Source organism: Dickeya dadantii NCPPB 898 (genome assembly GCF_000406145.1).
Taxonomy (GTDB): domain Bacteria; phylum Pseudomonadota; class Gammaproteobacteria; order Enterobacterales; family Enterobacteriaceae; genus Dickeya; species Dickeya dadantii.
In genome coordinates this window covers 4,519,545-4,535,580 of sequence record NZ_CM001976.1, presented here as the reverse complement: position 1 = coordinate 4,535,580, position 16,036 = coordinate 4,519,545, and the positions used below count along the sequence as shown (strand labels likewise).

Genomic DNA, 16,036 nt, shown 5'->3' with positions numbered 1-16,036 from the left:
CGTAAAACGGCGGCCTTCTTACTGTAACACCTCTTTCGGGAGGTGTTGTTTTTTGGGGTTATCCATCGGGATAACCGCGATGGATTTTTGGATATCTGCGCATGTTCGACATTGGCGTTAACCTGACCAGCTCACAATTTCGCTCAGATCGGGAACAGGTAGTGGCGCGCGCCCGTCAGGCAGGTGTGACCGGTCTGTTGCTGACGGGGACCAGCGCCGAAGAGAGTGAGCAGGCATACCTGCTCGCCGCGCAATATCCCGATTACTGTTGGTCGACCGCTGGGGTTCACCCGCATGACGCCAGCGGCTGGAGCGACGATACCGCCGGGCTGATTCACCAATTGGCGGGGCGTGAACAGGTGCTGGCGATTGGCGAGTGCGGGCTGGATTTCAATCGTAACTTTTCCACCCCGCAGGAACAGGAGCAGGCGTTCAGCGCGCAGCTGGCGATTGCCGCTGAGCGCGCGATGCCGGTTTTTCTGCATTGTCGCGACGCGCATGCGCGTTTTATGGCGTTGCTGACGCCGTGGCTCGATAAGCTGCCGGCCGCGGTACTGCATTGTTTCACTGGGTCCGGCGACGAGCTGGACGACAGTTTGCGCGCCGGGTTGATGATCGGCATTACCGGCTGGGTGTGCGATGAGCGGCGCGGCCTGGCGCTGCGCTCGCTGTTGCCGCGTATTCCGGACGATCGGTTGCTGCTGGAAACCGATGCGCCCTACCTGTTACCTCGGGATTTACATCCTAAACCTGCATCCCGCCGTAACGAACCCTGTTTTCTGCCGCATATTGTCCGTCAGGTTGCGGCCTGGCGCGGGCAGGATGCCGAATGGCTTGGCAGAAATGTGGATGAAAACGCCCGCCGGATTTTCCGGCCGGGTCAGAAAGGAGAATAATTATGAGTCATGCTTTTCCCGGTACGTTTCCCGGACGGCGCATGCGTCGCCTGCGCCGTCATGATTTCAGCCGCCGTCTGGTGGCGGAGCATCAGGTCACGGTTAACGATCTCATCTACCCGGTATTTGTCATGGAAGGCAAGCAGGGACGTCAGGAAGTGCCCTCTATGCCGGGCGTGTATCGTCTGACGATCGATGAGCTGGTCAGGGAAGCGGAAATCATCGCTAAATTGGGCATCCCGGTGCTGTCGCTGTTTCCGGTGATTGAAGCGGACAAAAAGTCGCTGCTGGCCGAGGAAGCCTACAACCCGGACGGGCTGGTGCAACGCACCGTGCGCGCGTTGAAAGATGCGGTGCCGGAACTGGGGTTGCTGACCGATGTAGCGCTGGACCCTTACACCACGCACGGTCAGGACGGTGTGATCGATGAAGACGGTTATGTGGTCAATGACATCACCAAAGAGATTCTGGTGCGTCAGGCGTTGTCCCACGCCGAAGCCGGCGCTGAGATCGTCGCGCCCAGCGACATGATGGACGGCCGCATCGGTGCTATCCGCGACCGGCTGGAAGAACAGGGGCTGGTGAACACCCAGATCATGGCGTATTCAGCCAAGTATGCGTCCTGTTACTACGGGCCGTTCCGTGATGCGCTCGGCTCGTCGGGTAACCTGAAAGGCGGCAACAAGAAAACCTACCAGATGGATCCGGCCAACACTAATGAGGCGTTGCAGGAGATCGCGCAGGATCTGCAGGAAGGGGCAGATATGGTGATGGTGAAACCGGGGATGCCGTATCTGGATGTAGTACGCCGCGTGAAGGACACCTTTGGCGTACCGACCTTCGCCTATCAGGTGTCCGGCGAATACGCGATGCAGATGGCGGCGATCCAGAATGGCTGGCTGCAGGAACAGCCGCTGGTGATGGAGTCGCTGCTGTGCTTCAAACGCGCCGGGGCGGATGGGGTACTGACCTATTTCGCCAAACGCGTGGCCGAATGGCTGCGGGATGAGGCGTTACGACGCTAATGATAAACCGTCAGGGCTGTGCCCTGACGGTTTACGCTTTTCGGAACTGGCGGTTGTCGATGCTTTGCCGCACCTGCTTGTTCAGCAGATTGAGCAGCAGCATGGAGCGCGCTTCGCCATCCGGTTCGGTATAGATGGCCTGTAGGCCGCTGAACACCCCTTCGGTAATGGTTACCTGGTCGCCGGGTTGCGGCGTTTCCGGGTCGATATGCATGGCACACGGATGTTGCAGCAAATCGTCAATCACCTGCTGAGGCACCAGTGCCGGCAGGTTGCCAAAACGGACAAAATGGCTCACGCCGCGCGTTGAGCTGATGGTGGTGGTGTGTATGTGCTCAGGGTCGAACTCGACGAACAGGTAGTTGGGGAACAGTGGCTCGCTGACCTCGGTTCGTTTCCCTCGTACGATTTTCTCCAGCGCGATCATCGGGCTCAGGCAGACCACTTCCTGACGTTCCAGGTGTTCTTTTGCCCGTAACAGTTGGCCGCGCTTGCAATAAAGTAGGTACCAGGCTCGCATAATTTCACTTTTCTGTGGCTCTCACAGCGGAAAAGGATAACAAAAGCGTTACGCCTTGCGGGATAAAAATTTCCGGGAGAAATACCTAATCGCGTGTCGCGTTAGCCATAAGGGCGAGCAGGCCGCCGCCAGAAATAGCGCGGGTGGGAAGCGACAGCATGACCAAGAGCCTCTATAATAGCCCCACCACTGACCTTTCTGATGATTTAGCATGAAATACCGTGACTTACGTGAATTTCTCGCTCAACTCGAAGCGAGAGGCGAGCTCAAACGTATCCACCAGCCGATTGACCCCTATCTGGAAATGACCGAAATCGCCGATCGCACCTTGCGTGCCGAAGGCCCAGCCCTGCTGTTTGAAAATCCCAAAGGTTATGGTATGCCGGTGCTGTGCAACCTGTTCGGCACGCCCAAGCGCGTGGCGCTGGGTATGGGGCAGGAGGAGGTCAGCGCGCTACGCGATGTCGGTCGCTTGCTGGCGTTTTTGAAAGAACCGGAGCCGCCGCGCGGTTTCCGCGATCTGGTGGACAAGCTGCCTAAATTCCGTCAGGTGCTTAATATGCCGACCAAACGGTTGTCGAACGCGCCCTGCCAGGAGCAGGTGTGGGAAGGCGACGAGGTGGATCTGGGACGGATTCCGATTATGCACTGTTGGCCGGGCGATGCGGCGCCGCTGGTCACCTGGGGGCTGACGGTGACGCGCGGGCCGTTCAAAGAGCGCCAGAATCTGGGTATTTACCGCCAGCAATTAATCGGCCGCAACAAGCTGATTATGCGCTGGCTGTCGCACCGGGGCGGGGCACTGGATTTTCAGGAGTGGCGCCAGCAACATCCCGGCGAACGTTTCCCGGTGGCGGTGGCGCTGGGCGCCGATCCGGCCACGATTCTGGGCGCGGTGACGCCGGTGCCGGATACTTTGTCCGAGTACGCTTTCGCCGGATTGCTGCGTGGCCACAAGACCGAAGTGGTGAAATGCCTGTCCAGCGATCTGGAGGTGCCGGCCAGCGCAGAAATCGTGCTGGAAGGCTATATCGACCCGGATGAGATGGCGCTGGAAGGCCCTTATGGCGATCACACCGGTTATTACAATGAAGTCGATCATTTTCCGGTTTTTACCGTCACCCATGTCACCCAGCGACGCGACGCCATTTACCATTCCACCTATACCGGGCGTCCGCCCGATGAGCCGGCGGTGCTGGGCGTCGCGCTGAACGAGGTGTTCGTGCCGCTGCTGCAAAAGCAGTTTCCGGAAATCGTTGATTTTTATCTGCCGCCGGAGGGCTGTTCTTACCGTCTGGCTGTGGTTACTATGAAAAAACAGTATGCCGGGCATGCCAAACGGGTAATGATGGGCGTCTGGTCCTTTCTGCGCCAGTTTATGTATACCAAATTCGTTATCGTCTGCGATGATGATATTGATGCCCGCGACTGGAAAGACGTGATCTGGGCGATCACCACGCGTATGGACCCCGCGCGCGATACCGTGTTGGTGGAAAATACGCCGATCGACTATTTGGATTTTGCCTCGCCGGTGTCCGGGCTCGGCTCTAAAATGGGGCTGGATGCTACCAATAAATGGCCGGGCGAGACGCAGCGAGAATGGGGTCACCCGATTACTAAAGACCCATCGGTTGTCGCCCGTGTGGATGCCATATGGGACGAGTTAGCCATATTGAATGACAGCGGTAAGCCGCGCTGACGGCGCTTATCCTGTTCTCCGTTTTGCCTTGACCCTACAGAGGGATCGCATGACAACGTTGAGCTGTACAGTAACGTCGGTGGAAGCTATCACCGATACGGTTTACCGGGTGCGCTTATTGCCATCGGCGCCTTTTTCCTTCCGTGCCGGGCAATATTTGATGGTGGTGATGGACGAGCGCGACAAACGTCCGTTCTCCGTGGCTTCCACGCCTATTGAGCAAGGGTCTATCGAACTGCATATCGGGGCCTCCGAGATGAATCTGTATGCGATGGCGGTGATGGATCGCATTCTGAAAGAAAAGTCGCTGGTGGTGGATATTCCCCACGGCGAAGCCTGGCTGCGTGAAGACAGCGATCGTCCGCTGATTCTGATTGCCGGCGGCACCGGATTCTCCTACGTACGTTCCATTCTGCTGACGGTGCTGGCAAACCAGCCGACGCGCCAGATATCCGTGTACTGGGGCGGGCGCGAACTGCGCCACCTGTACGATCTGGGGGAACTGCAATCGCTGGCGCAGGCGCATCCCAACCTGAACGTGATCCCAGTGGTCGAGCAGCCGGACGAGCAGTGGCATGGTCGCTCCGGTACGGTGCTGAGCGCGGTGCTGCAGGATTTCGGTTCGCTGGCGCAACACGATATTTATATCGCGGGCCGTTTCGAGATGGCGAAAATCGCCCGCGAGCGTTTCTGCAACGAACGTGGCGCCCAGCTTGCGCACATGTACAGCGACGCTTTTTCTTTCATCTGATCCTTTCTGCGTTGTCCTGTCGCGGCCGGGGGTTATGCCCGGCCGCGCTGTTTTTCGACCGATATCATTCTCCGGCTTGTCTACTTGTCTACTTGTCTACTTGCCTACTGCGCGACGAATGCCCGATAGGTTATGAATCCGCCGGACAGATTGCGGGCGTGAAAGCCCCGTTGAATCAGCAGACGGTAGGCCACATGGCCGCGCAGGCCGGACTGGCAGCCAATCAGAATTTCTTTGTCGGCGGGCAGTTCCTGCAAGCGCCGGCGCAGCGTATCCAGCGGAATGTGCAGCGCATTCGGGTATTCGCCGTGAAGGTGCAGCTCTTGTGCGCCGCGGATGTCCAGCAAGCACTGGGTCGCCGGGTCGAGATTGATGATGTCTTCAGGGTGGCAAATAGCCGTATCGCCCTGAAGCACGTTGCTGGCCAGCATTCCCGCCTGATTCACCACATCCCGGGCGCTGTTGAACGGTGGTGCGTAGGTGAGTTCAAGGTCTTCCAGATCCCGTACCGTCAATCCCGCCCGTTGGGCGACGGCAATCACGTCGATACGCTTGTCGACACCGGCTTTTCCCACCGCTTGTGCGCCGAGAATCGCGCCGGTGTCAGGCGCGAACAGCAGCTTGAGTGAGATTGTGCTGGCACCGGGATAATAACCGGCGTGGTCCGCCGCGTGGACATACACCTTCTGGTAAGGGGTTCCCGTACGTTGCAGCGTTTTTTCGTTTATGCCGACGCTCCCGACGGTGTGGTCGAATACCTTACAGATGGCGGTGCCCTGAGTACGGGTGTAATGGTGTTCCCGACCCAGCATGTTGTCGGCGGCGATACGCCCCTGACGGTTGGCCGGACCGGCCAACGGGAACGGCGTCGGCGCGGCATTCACCCAGTCCGGGGTTTCCACCGCATCGCCGACCGCGTAGATATGCTCATTCGAGGTTTGCATCCGTTGATTGACCTGAATACCGCCGCGGGCGCCCAGACGCAGCCCGGCCGCCTGCGCCAACTGCGTTTCGGGTTTGACGCCGATCGCCATCAGCAGCATGCCGGTAACCCGTTGCCGGCCGTCAGCCAGCGTCAGCATCAGTTTGTGGTCGCCGCCTGAGACGTGATTACCGCCTGAGACGTGGTCACTGCATGGAGCGATGGCACTTAGCCCCGCGTTCAGCAGTAATTCGACGCCATGTCGCCGTATCACCTGATGCAACGGCGCCGCCATTTCCGGATCGACCGGCGCCATCACCTGCGAATCGCGCTCCAGCAGCGTCACCGACACACCGCGATTCACCAGCGCTTCGGCGACTTCCAGCCCGATGAAACCGCCGCCGGCGACCGTGACCTGTCGGATATCAGACTGTTGCAGATGGGCCAGAATCCGGTCCATGTCCGTGATGGTGCGCAGGGTAAACACACCGGGCAGGTCGATGCCAGGCAACGGCGGCACGATCGGGTTAGCGCCTGGGCTCAGCAGCAGCTTGTCGTAGTGCTCGGTGTAGACCCGGTTATCCGCCAGATCGGCGATTTGCAGGGTACGAGCGGCAGGATCGATGCTCAACACCTCGTGCCGTACCCGCACGTCAATATTAAAGCGGTCGGCGAAGTCCGTCGGGGTTTTCAGCAGCAGTGCGGAGCGGTCTGGAATATCGCCGCCGATATGATATGGCAACCCACAATTGGCGAATGACACGTAAGGGCCGCGTTCCAGCATGATGATCTCTGCCGATTCCGACAGCCGACGGGCTCTGACGGCGGCCGACGCACCGCCTGCCACGCCGCCGATGATAATAATTCTGGTCATAACAACTCCTCGAAACGTAAGGGTGGATGAGGTCCGGCTGTGATAGTCGGGGTCGGCTTGACTACGATATACAATAATATATTATATAAAAAAATATATTATATTTTGCAAGCAAGAAAAGGTGACTTTATGGAAGCGGCAGATTCGGAAATCACACAGCAGATGATGCGCGAGGCTGCACACGGCGCGGCGGATGTGCTGCGGGCGCTGGCGAATGACGACCGGCTGATGCTGATGTGCTTTTTGAGCCAGGGCGAGGCGTCTGTCGGGCAGTTGGAACAAGCGCTGGGGATTCACCAGCCGACGTTGTCGCAGCAGCTTGCCGTCATGCGGCGGTTAAAGCTGGTGGCGACGCGGCGTGAAGGCAAGCAGATTTTCTACCGTATTGAGGACCCGCGCATCCTGACGCTGCTCAATACGCTTTATGCGTTGTATTGTCCCAAACCGGCCGAAGGAGTCGATCATGACGATTAATATGCAGGCATTTACACCGCTGATGAGCCTGACGGGCGGCGTTGTGATTGGCGTCGCGGTGGTGATGCTGGCGCTGTTCTGCGGGCGTATCGCCGGCATCAGCGGCATTCTCGGCGGCCTGTTGGGCCGAACATGGCAGGATAAAGGATGGCGGCTGGCGTTTGTGTTGGGGATGTTCGCTGCGCCCTGGCTCTACCGGCTGGCGGCGCCGCTGCCGGAAATCGCGATAGCCACGCCGATGCCCTGGTTGGTGGTATCGGGCCTGTTGGTGGGGTTCGGCACCCGATACGGGTCGGGCTGCACCAGCGGACATGGCGTGTGTGGTTTGTCCCGTTTGTCGCTGCGATCGCTGGTGGCGACGTTGACCTTCATGGGGGCGGCGTTTGTCACCGTCTGGGTGCTGGGCATGTTTCGTTGAGCATGAGGCACGTTAAGGAGCGAAAATGAACAACCTGTTTTCTTTTCTGGCCGGGCTGGTTTTTGGCCTTGGGCTGTTGATCAGTGGGATGGCGAACCCGCAGAAAGTGCTGGGTTTTCTGGATATAACCCGGCAGTGGGACCCATCGCTGGCGCTGGTGATGGGCGGCGCACTGGCGGTCGGATCGCTCGGTTTTCGCGTGGTCGGCCGGATGTCAAAGCCGCTGTGCGCGGCGTCGTTTTCCCTGCCGCTAAAAAAAGCGGTCGATAAACCGTTGGTGGCGGGCAGTTTGCTGTTCGGAATCGGTTGGGGAATGGCCGGTATTTGCCCCGGCCCGGCCCTGGTGTTGCTGTCGTATGGCACCGCGAAAGGCGGGGTGTTCTTTGTCTCCATGCTTGCAGGCATGGGGCTGTATGAGTGGTTTTCCACTCGCCAGCGTGCGCGTGCTCCCTGAGGTTGGCGTTTGGATTAACCGGGGCTGCCGACGCGGCCCCGGCAGGTGGCTGTTATACCCGCTCCAGCACGGTGGCGATGCCCTGACCCAAACCGATACACATGGTGGCGACGCCGAATTCCACATTCCGCTGTTCCATCAGATTGATAAGCGTGGCGGTGATACGCGCGCCTGAGCATCCCAGTGGATGACCGAGCGCGATGGCGCCGCCGTTCAGGTTGACCTTATCGTCCAGACTGTCCATCAACCCCAACGCCTTGATGCAGGGCAGCGTCTGGGCGGCGAAAGCCTCATTCAGTTCGAACAGACCGATATCGCTCAGGGAGAGCCCGGCACGCTGTAACGCTTTGTGGGTGGCGGGCACCGGACCGTATCCCATCACTGACGGATCGCACCCGACTACCGCCATGGCACGGATGCGTACCCGAGGCGTCAGCCCCAGCGCCAGCGCGCGGGATTCGCTCATCACCAGCAGCGCCGCCGCGCCGTCCGACAGCGCCGATGAACTGCCGGCGGTGACCGTGCCGTTGACCGGATCGAACGCCGGGCGCAGCGCGGCCAGCGCATCGATACTGGCCTCCGCCCTTATCACCTCATCGTAGTCAAACGGTTGCAGCGCGCCGTCGGCGTTATGGCCGGTGGTGGGGATAATTTCGCGGCGAAAGGCGCCGGATTGGGTGGCAGCCCAGGCGCGCTGGTGCGAACGGGCGGCGAACGCGTCCTGCATCTCTCGGCTGATGTGGTGCTGACGCGCCAGCAGTTCCGCCGTCAGCCCCATCATCGCCGCCGCTTTGGCGATGCTCTTGCCGAGTCCGGGATGAAAATCGACGCCGTGGGTCATCGGCACATGCCCCATGTGTTCGACGCCGCCGACCAGACAAACCCCGGCGTCGCCCACCATGATGGCGCGCGCCGCGTCGTGCAGCGCCTGCATGGACGAGCCGCACAGACGGTTAACGGTCACGGCGGGCACCGAATGGGGGATTTCAGCCAGCAGCGCCGCGTTGCGCGCCACGTTGAAGCCTTGCTCCAGCGTCTGTTGCACGCAACCCCAGTAGATATCGTCAATCTTGTCCGCTTCCAGCGCCGGATTACGGCTCAGCAGGCTGCGCATCAGGTGAGCGGACAGGGTTTCCGCCCGTACCTGACGAAACGCGCCGCCTTTGGAGCGCCCCATCGGGGTGCGCACCGCATCAACAATCACTGCGTTTTCCATCGTCGTGCGTCCTTATGCCGGTTGGTGAAGAGAAAGATTGGCGTGAGGTTCAACCGCCGGGTAATAGCGCTGCCGGCGCTGCGCCATCTGCAACAGGCTGTCCGGCACGGCGTAGAGCGGCCCCAGCGGCGCCAGCGACTGGGCGATGTCCACATACCGTTGGCTGCCCAGCGTATCCAGATAGCGGCAGGCGCCGCCGTGGAACGGCGGGAAGCCCAGACCGTACAGCAGCGCCATGTCGGCTTCCGCCGGGGTAGCGACGATGCCTTCTTCCAGACAGCGCGCCACTTCGTTGAGCATCGGCACCATCAGGCGATGGATAATCTCTTGCGCGCTGAAGGTTCGCTTCGGTTCGCAGACCGCATCCAGCAAGATATCGGTTTGCTCATCTTGTTCCCGGCGCGGTTTGCCTTTGGCATCCGGATAGTAGCGGTAGAAGCCCGCGCCGCTCTTCTGGCCGAAACGCTGATGCTCCACCAGCACATCGACGGCGTCGCGGTAGGTTTTCGCCATGCGCTGCGGAAAGCCTGCCGACATCACCGCCTGAGCGTGGTGAGCGGTATCCAGTCCGACTACGTCCAGCAGGTAAGCCGGCCCCATCGGCCAGCCGAACTGTTTTTCCATCACCGCGTCCACATCGCGGAAATCCGCGCCGTCGCGCATCAGCAGGTTGAAGGCGGCAATGTAGGGGAACAGTACGCGGTTGACGAAGAATCCTGGGCAGTCGTTCACCACGATAGGGGTTTTGCCGATCTTACTGGCGTAGGCCACCACGCGGGCCAGCGTTTTCTCATCGGTCTGGGGACCGCGAATCACTTCAACCAGCGGCATACGATGCACCGGATTGAAAAAGTGCATACCGCAGAAGTTTTGCGGCCGCTGCAATGAGGCCGCTAATTGCCCGATGGGAATCGTCGAGGTATTGGAGACGATCAGCGTCTGCTCGCTGACGCAGGCTTCCGCCTCTGCTAGCACCCTGGCTTTTACCTGCGGGTTTTCCACCACCGCTTCGATAATCAGGTCGGCCTGTTCAAGCCCGTTATTGTTCAGTGTCGGGTGGATGCGGGCCAGCACCCCCGCCATAGTCATGGCGTCCAGTTTGCCGCGTTCCAACTGTGCGTTAAGCAGCTTAGCCGCTTCTTCCATCCCCAGTGTCAGCGCTTTTTCACTGATGTCTTTCATCCACACCGGCACCCCTTTGCGCGCCGACTGGCAGGCGATGCCGCCGCCCATGATCCCGGCGCCCAGCACCGCGACACGTGCTGGCGGCGAGGCGTCGGCGGCCCATTGTTTGGCGGCGCTTTTTACGGCCTGCTCGTTAAGGAAGACGCCGACCAGCGCATGCGCCGCCGTCGTTTGAGTCAGCGCGACGAAATTGTCGGTTTCGATTTTTAGTGCGGCGTCGCGGTGCAGCCCGGCGGCGGCTTCGATGGTTTTGAGCGCCATCACCAGCGCAGGGTAGTGGCGGCCCGCCGCCTGTTGCACCAGCGCGTTGGCGGTGGCGAAACTCATGGCGGCTTCGATACGGTTAAGCCGTAGCGGCGACTGTTTCTGGCGGCGACGGTCACGCCAGTCGAGTTGGTCGGTCATTGCCAGACGCAGCATATGCAGGGCGGCGGGCAGCAGTTTGTCGCTGTCCAGGACGGCGTCAACCAGCCCGACTTTCAGGGCCTCGCCGGCGGGCAAGTCTTTACCGGCGGTGATGATTTCCAGCGCGCCGTCCGCGCCCAGCAACCGCGGCAGCCGGACTGTGCCGCCGAATCCCGGCATGATCCCCAGTTTGACTTCCGGCAGACCGATGCGAACGTCAGGCGTCGCAATGCGGAAGTCGGTCGCCAGCGCGCATTCACATCCCCCGCCCAGCGCATAGCCGTTGATGGCGGAGAGCGTCGGGACCGGCAAATCCTCCAGTTGGCTGAAAATGGCGTTGGCTTCGGTCAGCCATTGATGCAACGTTTCCGGCGGGGCGGCAAACAGCGACAGGAATTCGGTGATATCCGCACCGGCGATGAAAGCCGGTTTATCCGAGCGCAACAGCAGGGCGCGTAGTGACGGTTGGTTCTTCAGATGGTTTAGCGCCTCGCCAAGGCTGGCTACAGTGCGGGTATCCAATTTATTAACGCTGCCGGGCGCGGCAAAAACCAGTTCGGCAATGCCGTCTTCCAGCCAGTTGAGGTACAGCGTGTCGCCTTGATAGATCATGGTGTTCTCCACTGTTATCCGTGATCTGGTATGACCAGATGTAAGAAATTGTGGTTTTGATGTTAATGAAATGCAAACAACACGTGAGGGATTTGCCGGGAGGATCACAGGGCGAGCAACGCTGCCGTCGCCGGGGCGCTGTGTTACACTGGGAAACAGGCTGTTATCAATGGGGATTGTGATGGAAACGCTGGCTTCTTTGTATCATCAACATGTGGCGACCCTGCAGCAACGCACGCAGGCGGTTCTGGCGCGGCATAATCTGGATGCCTTATTGATCCACTCCGGTGAGTTGATGATGGCGTTTCTGGACGATCATGCCTATCCGTTCAAGGTTAATCCGCAGTTCAAAGCCTGGCTGCCGGTAACGCAGGTGCCGAACTGCTGGCTGTGGGTGGATGGGGTCAATACGCCGAAACTGTGGTTCTACTCCCCCGTTGATTACTGGCATAACGTGGCGCCGGTGCCGGACAGTTTCTGGACCAAATCGCTGGATATCCAGGTGCTGCGCAAGGCCGATGACATCGGCCAGCAACTGCCGGTTCAGCGTCAGCGAGTCGCCTATATCGGTTCCGCGCCGCAGCGTGCGTTGAATCTGGGTGTCGCGCCGGAACACATCAACCCGAAAGGCGTGCTGGATTATCTGCATTACCACCGCGCCTACAAAACGGATTATGAACTGGCCTGCATGCGCGCAGCGCAGAAAACGGCGGTGGTCGGCCACCGCGCTGCGTACGAAGCGTTCCAGTCCGGTATGAGCGAATTTGATATCAACCTGGCGTACCTGACCGCTACCGGCCACCGTGATACCGATGTACCTTACGGCAATATCGTCGCCCTCAACGAACACGCGGCGGTGCTGCATTACACCCAGCTTGAACACCGGGTGCCGGCGGAAATGCGCAGCTTCCTGCTGGATGCCGGCGCGGAATACAACGGCTATGCGGCGGATATTACCCGCACCTATGCCGCGCAGGATGACAACGAATATGCTGCGCTGGTGAAAGATCTCAACCGCGAGCAACTGGCGTTGATCGATACTCTGAAAGCCGGGGTGCGTTACACCGACTACCATTTGCAGATGCATCACCGAGTGGCGGTGCTACTCAAACGTCACCAACTGGTAACCGGGCTGAGCGAAGAAGCGATGGTGGAACAGGGCGTTACCTCGCCTTTCCTGCCGCACGGTCTGGGTCATCCGCTTGGTTTGCAAGTGCATGACGTCGGCGGATTCATGCAGGACGACACCGGCACGACACAGCCTGCGCCGTCGGCCCATCCTTACCTACGCTGTACCCGAATTCTGGAACCGCGCATGGTGCTGACTATTGAGCCGGGTATCTACTTTATCGATTCGTTGCTTGAGCCCTGGCGTCAGGGCGAACTGCGCCAGCACTTCAACTGGCAGAAGCTGGATGTGTTGCGCCCGTTCGGCGGTATTCGTATTGAAGACAATATCGTGGTGCACGACAAACGCATTGAAAACCTGACCCGTGCGCTTGATTTGGCCTGATGCAGTCATACCCGGTTCCTGCTGCGTCTGTCAGCGTTCATGAAGAGATTAAAAAGAGCCGTTTTATCACGCTGCTTGGCCCGGCTAGCGGCGTGGACGCGGCCCGAGGCGTGATTCAGCAGATCCGCGAACAACATCCTTCGGCAGCCCACCATTGTTGGGCGTATGTTGCGGGCGCGCCGGATGATTCGCAACAGCTCGGGTTTTCCGATGACGGCGAACCTTCGGGCACCGCTGGCAAACCGATGCTGGCTCAATTGATGGGCAGCGGCGTCGGCGAAGTGGTGGCGGTGGTGGTGCGTTATTATGGCGGCGTCAGGCTCGGCACCGGCGGGCTGGTCAAAGCCTATGGCGGAGGTGTGCAGCAGGCGCTGAAACAACTGCCTCTGCAGCAGAAAGTCATGCAACGGATGTATCGGTTGCGGTGCGACTATGCTCTGTTGCCCCAGGTCGAAACCGTGGTGCTGGCGCTGCAGGGGCAAGTCGTCTCGACGGAGTACGCCGGCGAGGTCTCGCTCCAACTGGCGTTTCCGGTAACGGCAGTGGAAGACGCGTCGCGTCGGCTGCGCGATATTAGCCGCGGCGCGTTGCATTTGCAGCCAATTTCACAATAATCCCAGCGCGTAATCTTGAACCATTTAAGGAAGGCTCCCTGATGCACTTGCGTGCCATAACCCGCATTGTCGGACTGCTGGTCATCCTGTTTTCCGGCACCATGTTCATTCCCGGCATGGTGGCGTTGATCTACCGCGACGGCGCCGGTCGGGCATTTATCCAGACGTTCATTGTGGCGTTGGTGATGGGGCTGTTGCTGTGGCTGCCCAACCGTAAACACCGGCATGAACTGAAGGCCCGCGAAGGGTTTTTGATCGTGGTGCTGTTCTGGACGGTGCTGGGCAGCGTCGGGGCTTTGCCGTTTCTGTTTGTCGAGCGCCCCAATCTGTCGGTGACGGATGCGTTTTTTGAGTCCTTTTCCGGCCTGACCACAACCGGCGCGACCACGCTGGTCGGGCTGGATTCGTTGCCGAAAGCCATCCTGTTCTACCGGCAGATGCTGCAATGGATGGGCGGCATGGGAATCATCGTGCTGGCGGTGGCCATTCTGCCGATTCTGGGCGTCGGGGGGATGCAGCTTTATCGCGCCGAAATGCCGGGACCGCTGAAGGACCATAAAATGCGGCCCCGTATCGCGGAAACCGCCAAAACCCTGTGGTTGATTTACGTGTTGCTGACCGTGCTCTGCGCGCTCTCGCTATGGCTGGCGGGTATGTCGGTGTTCGATGCCATCAGCCATAGTTTTTCCACTATCGCCATCGGCGGGTTCTCAACTCATGATGCCAGCATCGGTTATTTCAACAGTCCTACCATCAACACCATTATCGCGGTATTTCTACTGATTTCCGGCTGTAATTTTGGTTTGCACTTTGCGGTACTGAGCGGGCGCAGCCTGCGGGTGTATTGGCGCGACCCCGAATTCCGGATGTTTATCGTCGTTCAGATGTCGCTGGTTGTGATTTGTACCCTCGTTTTGTGGGGGCACGGTGTGTACAAGAATGGTATGGAAACCCTGAATCAGGCGTTCTTTCAGGTGGTTTCCATGGCGACTACCGCGGGCTTCACCACCGATAGCATTGCCTCCTGGCCGCTGTTTTTACCGGTGTTGCTGCTATGTTCCGCGTTTATTGGCGGGTGCGCCGGTTCGACCGGCGGTGGCCTGAAAGTGATTCGCATCCTGTTACTGTTCTTGCAGGGCTCTCGCGAACTGAAACGATTGGTTCATCCGAATGCGGTCTATACCATTAAGCTCGGCCAGCGCGCGTTGCCGGAGCGGATACTGGAAGCGGTGTGGGGATTTTTCTCAGCTTATGCGCTGGTGTTTATCGTCAGCATGCTGGCCGTGATTGCGACAGGGGTGGACAATTTCTCCGCCTTTGCGGCGGTGGCTGCCACGCTGAACAATCTCGGGCCGGGGCTGGGGACGGTGGCTGACAATTTCACCTCCATGAATGACGCAGCTAAATGGATCCTGATTGTTACCATGCTGTTTGGCCGTCTGGAAGTGTTCACCATGCTGGTGCTATTTACGCCCACCTTTTGGCGGGAATAACGGATAAGGGAACGTGCTATGAAAGCATTAATATTGTTTTCCAGTCGGGATGGTCAAACGCGTGCGATAGCGTCTTACATCGCCAATAACCTCAAAGGGACGTTGGAGTGTGATGTCGTTAATATCTTGAGCGTCCATGAGGTCGATCTCGACAAGTACGACAAAATAATGATCGGCGCGTCAGTGCGCTACGGGCATTTTCATCCGGCGGTGGAAAAGTTCATCCGTCAGCACCTTGCCTTGCTGCAACAAAAGCCCAGCGCCTTCTTTTCTGTCAACCTGACCGCTCGCAAGCCGGAAAAGCGTTCGCTGCAAACCAACGCGTATACCCGTAAATTTCTGTTGCGGTCGCCCTGGCAGCCGGATTTAGGGGCGGTCTTCGCCGGCGCGTTGCGTTACCCGCGCTACCGCTGGTTCGACCGTGTCATGATTCAGTTCATTATGCGTATGACCGGCGGCGAAACCGATAGCACCAAAGAAATTGAGTATACCGACTGGGAACAGGTGGCGCGTTTCGCCCAGTCTTTTGGTCAGCTCGTCCAGAAAAAGGCGGTGTAATGCGGCTTACAACGGAGTGATGGCGAAAAAAGAGACATTCGGAAACTTTTTTGAAATTAGTGCTTGTCAGCGACGGAGAACTCCCTATAATGCGCCTCCACTGACACGGCAACGGCGAAACGCCAGCGCAGTTTCAGTAAGAAATCAGGCGCATATCGCTTGACTTCTTTTCGGGAAAGCATAATATATGCGACCCGCGACCACGGTAAATGGTCATGCTCTTTAACAATCAATCAGACAATCTGTGTGGGCACTCGCAGGACACTTCACTAAAAAATTATGTGAAAGTCTTGAAGAGTGACAACAGTTAATTCATACGAACTAACAGTAAATTCTTTGAGCACCGCTTCTTCGGAAGCAGCATCAAACTTTAAATTGAAGAGTTTGATCATGGCTCAGATTGAACG

Annotated in this window: 15 protein-coding genes; 11 read left to right on the top strand and 4 right to left on the bottom strand. The window is 58.8% G+C overall.

Translation table 11 applies throughout. The annotated features are described in order from the left end of the window. Window positions 1-101: 101 nt before the first annotated feature. Together tatD and hemB are read left to right on the top strand one after the other, a co-directional pair. Window positions 102-896: a 3'-5' ssDNA/RNA exonuclease TatD gene (gene tatD / locus DDA898_RS20360; protein ID WP_038912192.1), complete on the top strand. Its 795-nt coding sequence runs from the start codon at window positions 102-104 to the stop codon at window positions 894-896. A gap of 2 nt (window positions 897-898) precedes the next feature. Further along, window positions 899-1,921 (top strand): porphobilinogen synthase, encoded by a 1,023-nt coding sequence (gene hemB / locus DDA898_RS20355; RefSeq protein ID WP_022631729.1) that lies wholly within the window; start codon window positions 899-901, stop codon window positions 1,919-1,921. Window positions 1,922-1,952: 31 nt separating this feature from the next. Here the strand turns inward: hemB and rfaH are convergent, their stop codons facing one another. Next, window positions 1,953-2,441, bottom strand: a complete 489-nt coding sequence (rfaH, locus tag DDA898_RS20350; RefSeq protein WP_038902302.1) for a transcription/translation regulatory transformer protein RfaH — start codon at window positions 2,439-2,441, stop codon at window positions 1,953-1,955. 211 nt (window positions 2,442-2,652) lie between these two features. On the opposite strand from rfaH, the gene ubiD reads away from it, so the two are divergent. Both ubiD and fre read left to right on the top strand, forming a co-directional pair. Beyond that, complete coding sequence (ubiD, locus tag DDA898_RS20345) at window positions 2,653-4,140, top strand: 4-hydroxy-3-polyprenylbenzoate decarboxylase (protein WP_038912191.1); 1,488 nt, start codon at window positions 2,653-2,655, stop codon at window positions 4,138-4,140. Between the two features lie 49 nt (window positions 4,141-4,189). Further along, window positions 4,190-4,891: an NAD(P)H-flavin reductase gene (fre, locus tag DDA898_RS20340; protein ID WP_013319892.1), complete on the top strand. Its 702-nt coding sequence runs from the start codon at window positions 4,190-4,192 to the stop codon at window positions 4,889-4,891. A 104-nt stretch (window positions 4,892-4,995) separates the two neighbouring features. On the opposite strand, the gene DDA898_RS20335 is transcribed toward fre, so the two are convergent. Further along, the gene (locus DDA898_RS20335; RefSeq protein ID WP_013319891.1) at window positions 4,996-6,687 is read right to left on the bottom strand and encodes an FAD-dependent oxidoreductase; all 1,692 of its coding nucleotides are present in this window, start codon (window positions 6,685-6,687) and stop codon (window positions 4,996-4,998) included. Between the two features lie 129 nt (window positions 6,688-6,816). On the opposite strand from DDA898_RS20335, the gene DDA898_RS20330 reads away from it, so the two are divergent. Genes DDA898_RS20330 through DDA898_RS20320 form a run of 3 tightly spaced genes read left to right on the top strand, consistent with a single transcriptional unit; the run spans window position 6,817 to window position 8,033 of the window. After that, entirely contained in the window at window positions 6,817-7,161 is a 345-nt protein-coding gene (locus tag DDA898_RS20330; protein ID WP_071604578.1) for an ArsR/SmtB family transcription factor, read from the top strand. After that, window positions 7,151-7,579 carry a YeeE/YedE family protein gene (locus DDA898_RS20325; RefSeq protein WP_038912190.1) on the top strand — a complete coding sequence of 143 codons (429 nt, stop codon included), beginning with the start codon at window positions 7,151-7,153 and terminating at the stop codon, window positions 7,577-7,579. Before DDA898_RS20330 ends, DDA898_RS20325 begins: the two co-directional genes overlap by 11 nt. Window positions 7,580-7,604: 25 nt before the next feature. Beyond that, window positions 7,605-8,033 (top strand): DUF6691 family protein, encoded by a 429-nt coding sequence (locus DDA898_RS20320; RefSeq protein WP_038912189.1) that lies wholly within the window; start codon window positions 7,605-7,607, stop codon window positions 8,031-8,033. A 52-nt stretch (window positions 8,034-8,085) separates the two neighbouring features. On the opposite strand, the gene fadA is transcribed toward DDA898_RS20320, so the two are convergent. Both fadA and fadB read right to left on the bottom strand, forming a co-directional pair. Then, window positions 8,086-9,249: an acetyl-CoA C-acyltransferase FadA gene (gene fadA / locus DDA898_RS20315; RefSeq protein ID WP_013319887.1), complete on the bottom strand. Its 1,164-nt coding sequence runs from the start codon at window positions 9,247-9,249 to the stop codon at window positions 8,086-8,088. A 12-nt stretch (window positions 9,250-9,261) separates the two neighbouring features. Beyond that, a complete protein-coding gene (fadB, locus tag DDA898_RS20310; RefSeq protein WP_038912188.1) occupies window positions 9,262-11,451 on the bottom strand; it encodes a fatty acid oxidation complex subunit alpha FadB in 2,190 nt (729 codons plus the stop codon). A 181-nt stretch (window positions 11,452-11,632) separates the two neighbouring features. On the opposite strand from fadB, the gene pepQ reads away from it, so the two are divergent. Genes pepQ through hemG form a run of 4 tightly spaced genes read left to right on the top strand, consistent with a single transcriptional unit; the run spans window position 11,633 to window position 15,629 of the window. Next, a complete protein-coding gene (gene pepQ, locus DDA898_RS20305; protein WP_038912673.1) occupies window positions 11,633-12,964 on the top strand; it encodes a Xaa-Pro dipeptidase in 1,332 nt (443 codons plus the stop codon). Next, window positions 12,964-13,578 (top strand): IMPACT family protein, encoded by a 615-nt coding sequence (locus tag DDA898_RS20300; RefSeq protein ID WP_038902294.1) that lies wholly within the window; start codon window positions 12,964-12,966, stop codon window positions 13,576-13,578. The genes pepQ and DDA898_RS20300 overlap by 1 nt, the downstream gene beginning before the upstream one ends. A 41-nt stretch (window positions 13,579-13,619) precedes the next feature. Then, the gene (gene trkH, locus DDA898_RS20295) at window positions 13,620-15,071 is read left to right on the top strand and encodes a Trk system potassium transporter TrkH (protein ID WP_013319883.1); all 1,452 of its coding nucleotides are present in this window, start codon (window positions 13,620-13,622) and stop codon (window positions 15,069-15,071) included. An 18-nt stretch (window positions 15,072-15,089) separates the two neighbouring features. Continuing rightward, window positions 15,090-15,629: a menaquinone-dependent protoporphyrinogen IX dehydrogenase gene (hemG, locus tag DDA898_RS20290; protein ID WP_013319882.1), complete on the top strand. Its 540-nt coding sequence runs from the start codon at window positions 15,090-15,092 to the stop codon at window positions 15,627-15,629. The last annotated feature ends 407 nt before the right edge of the window (window positions 15,630-16,036 follow it).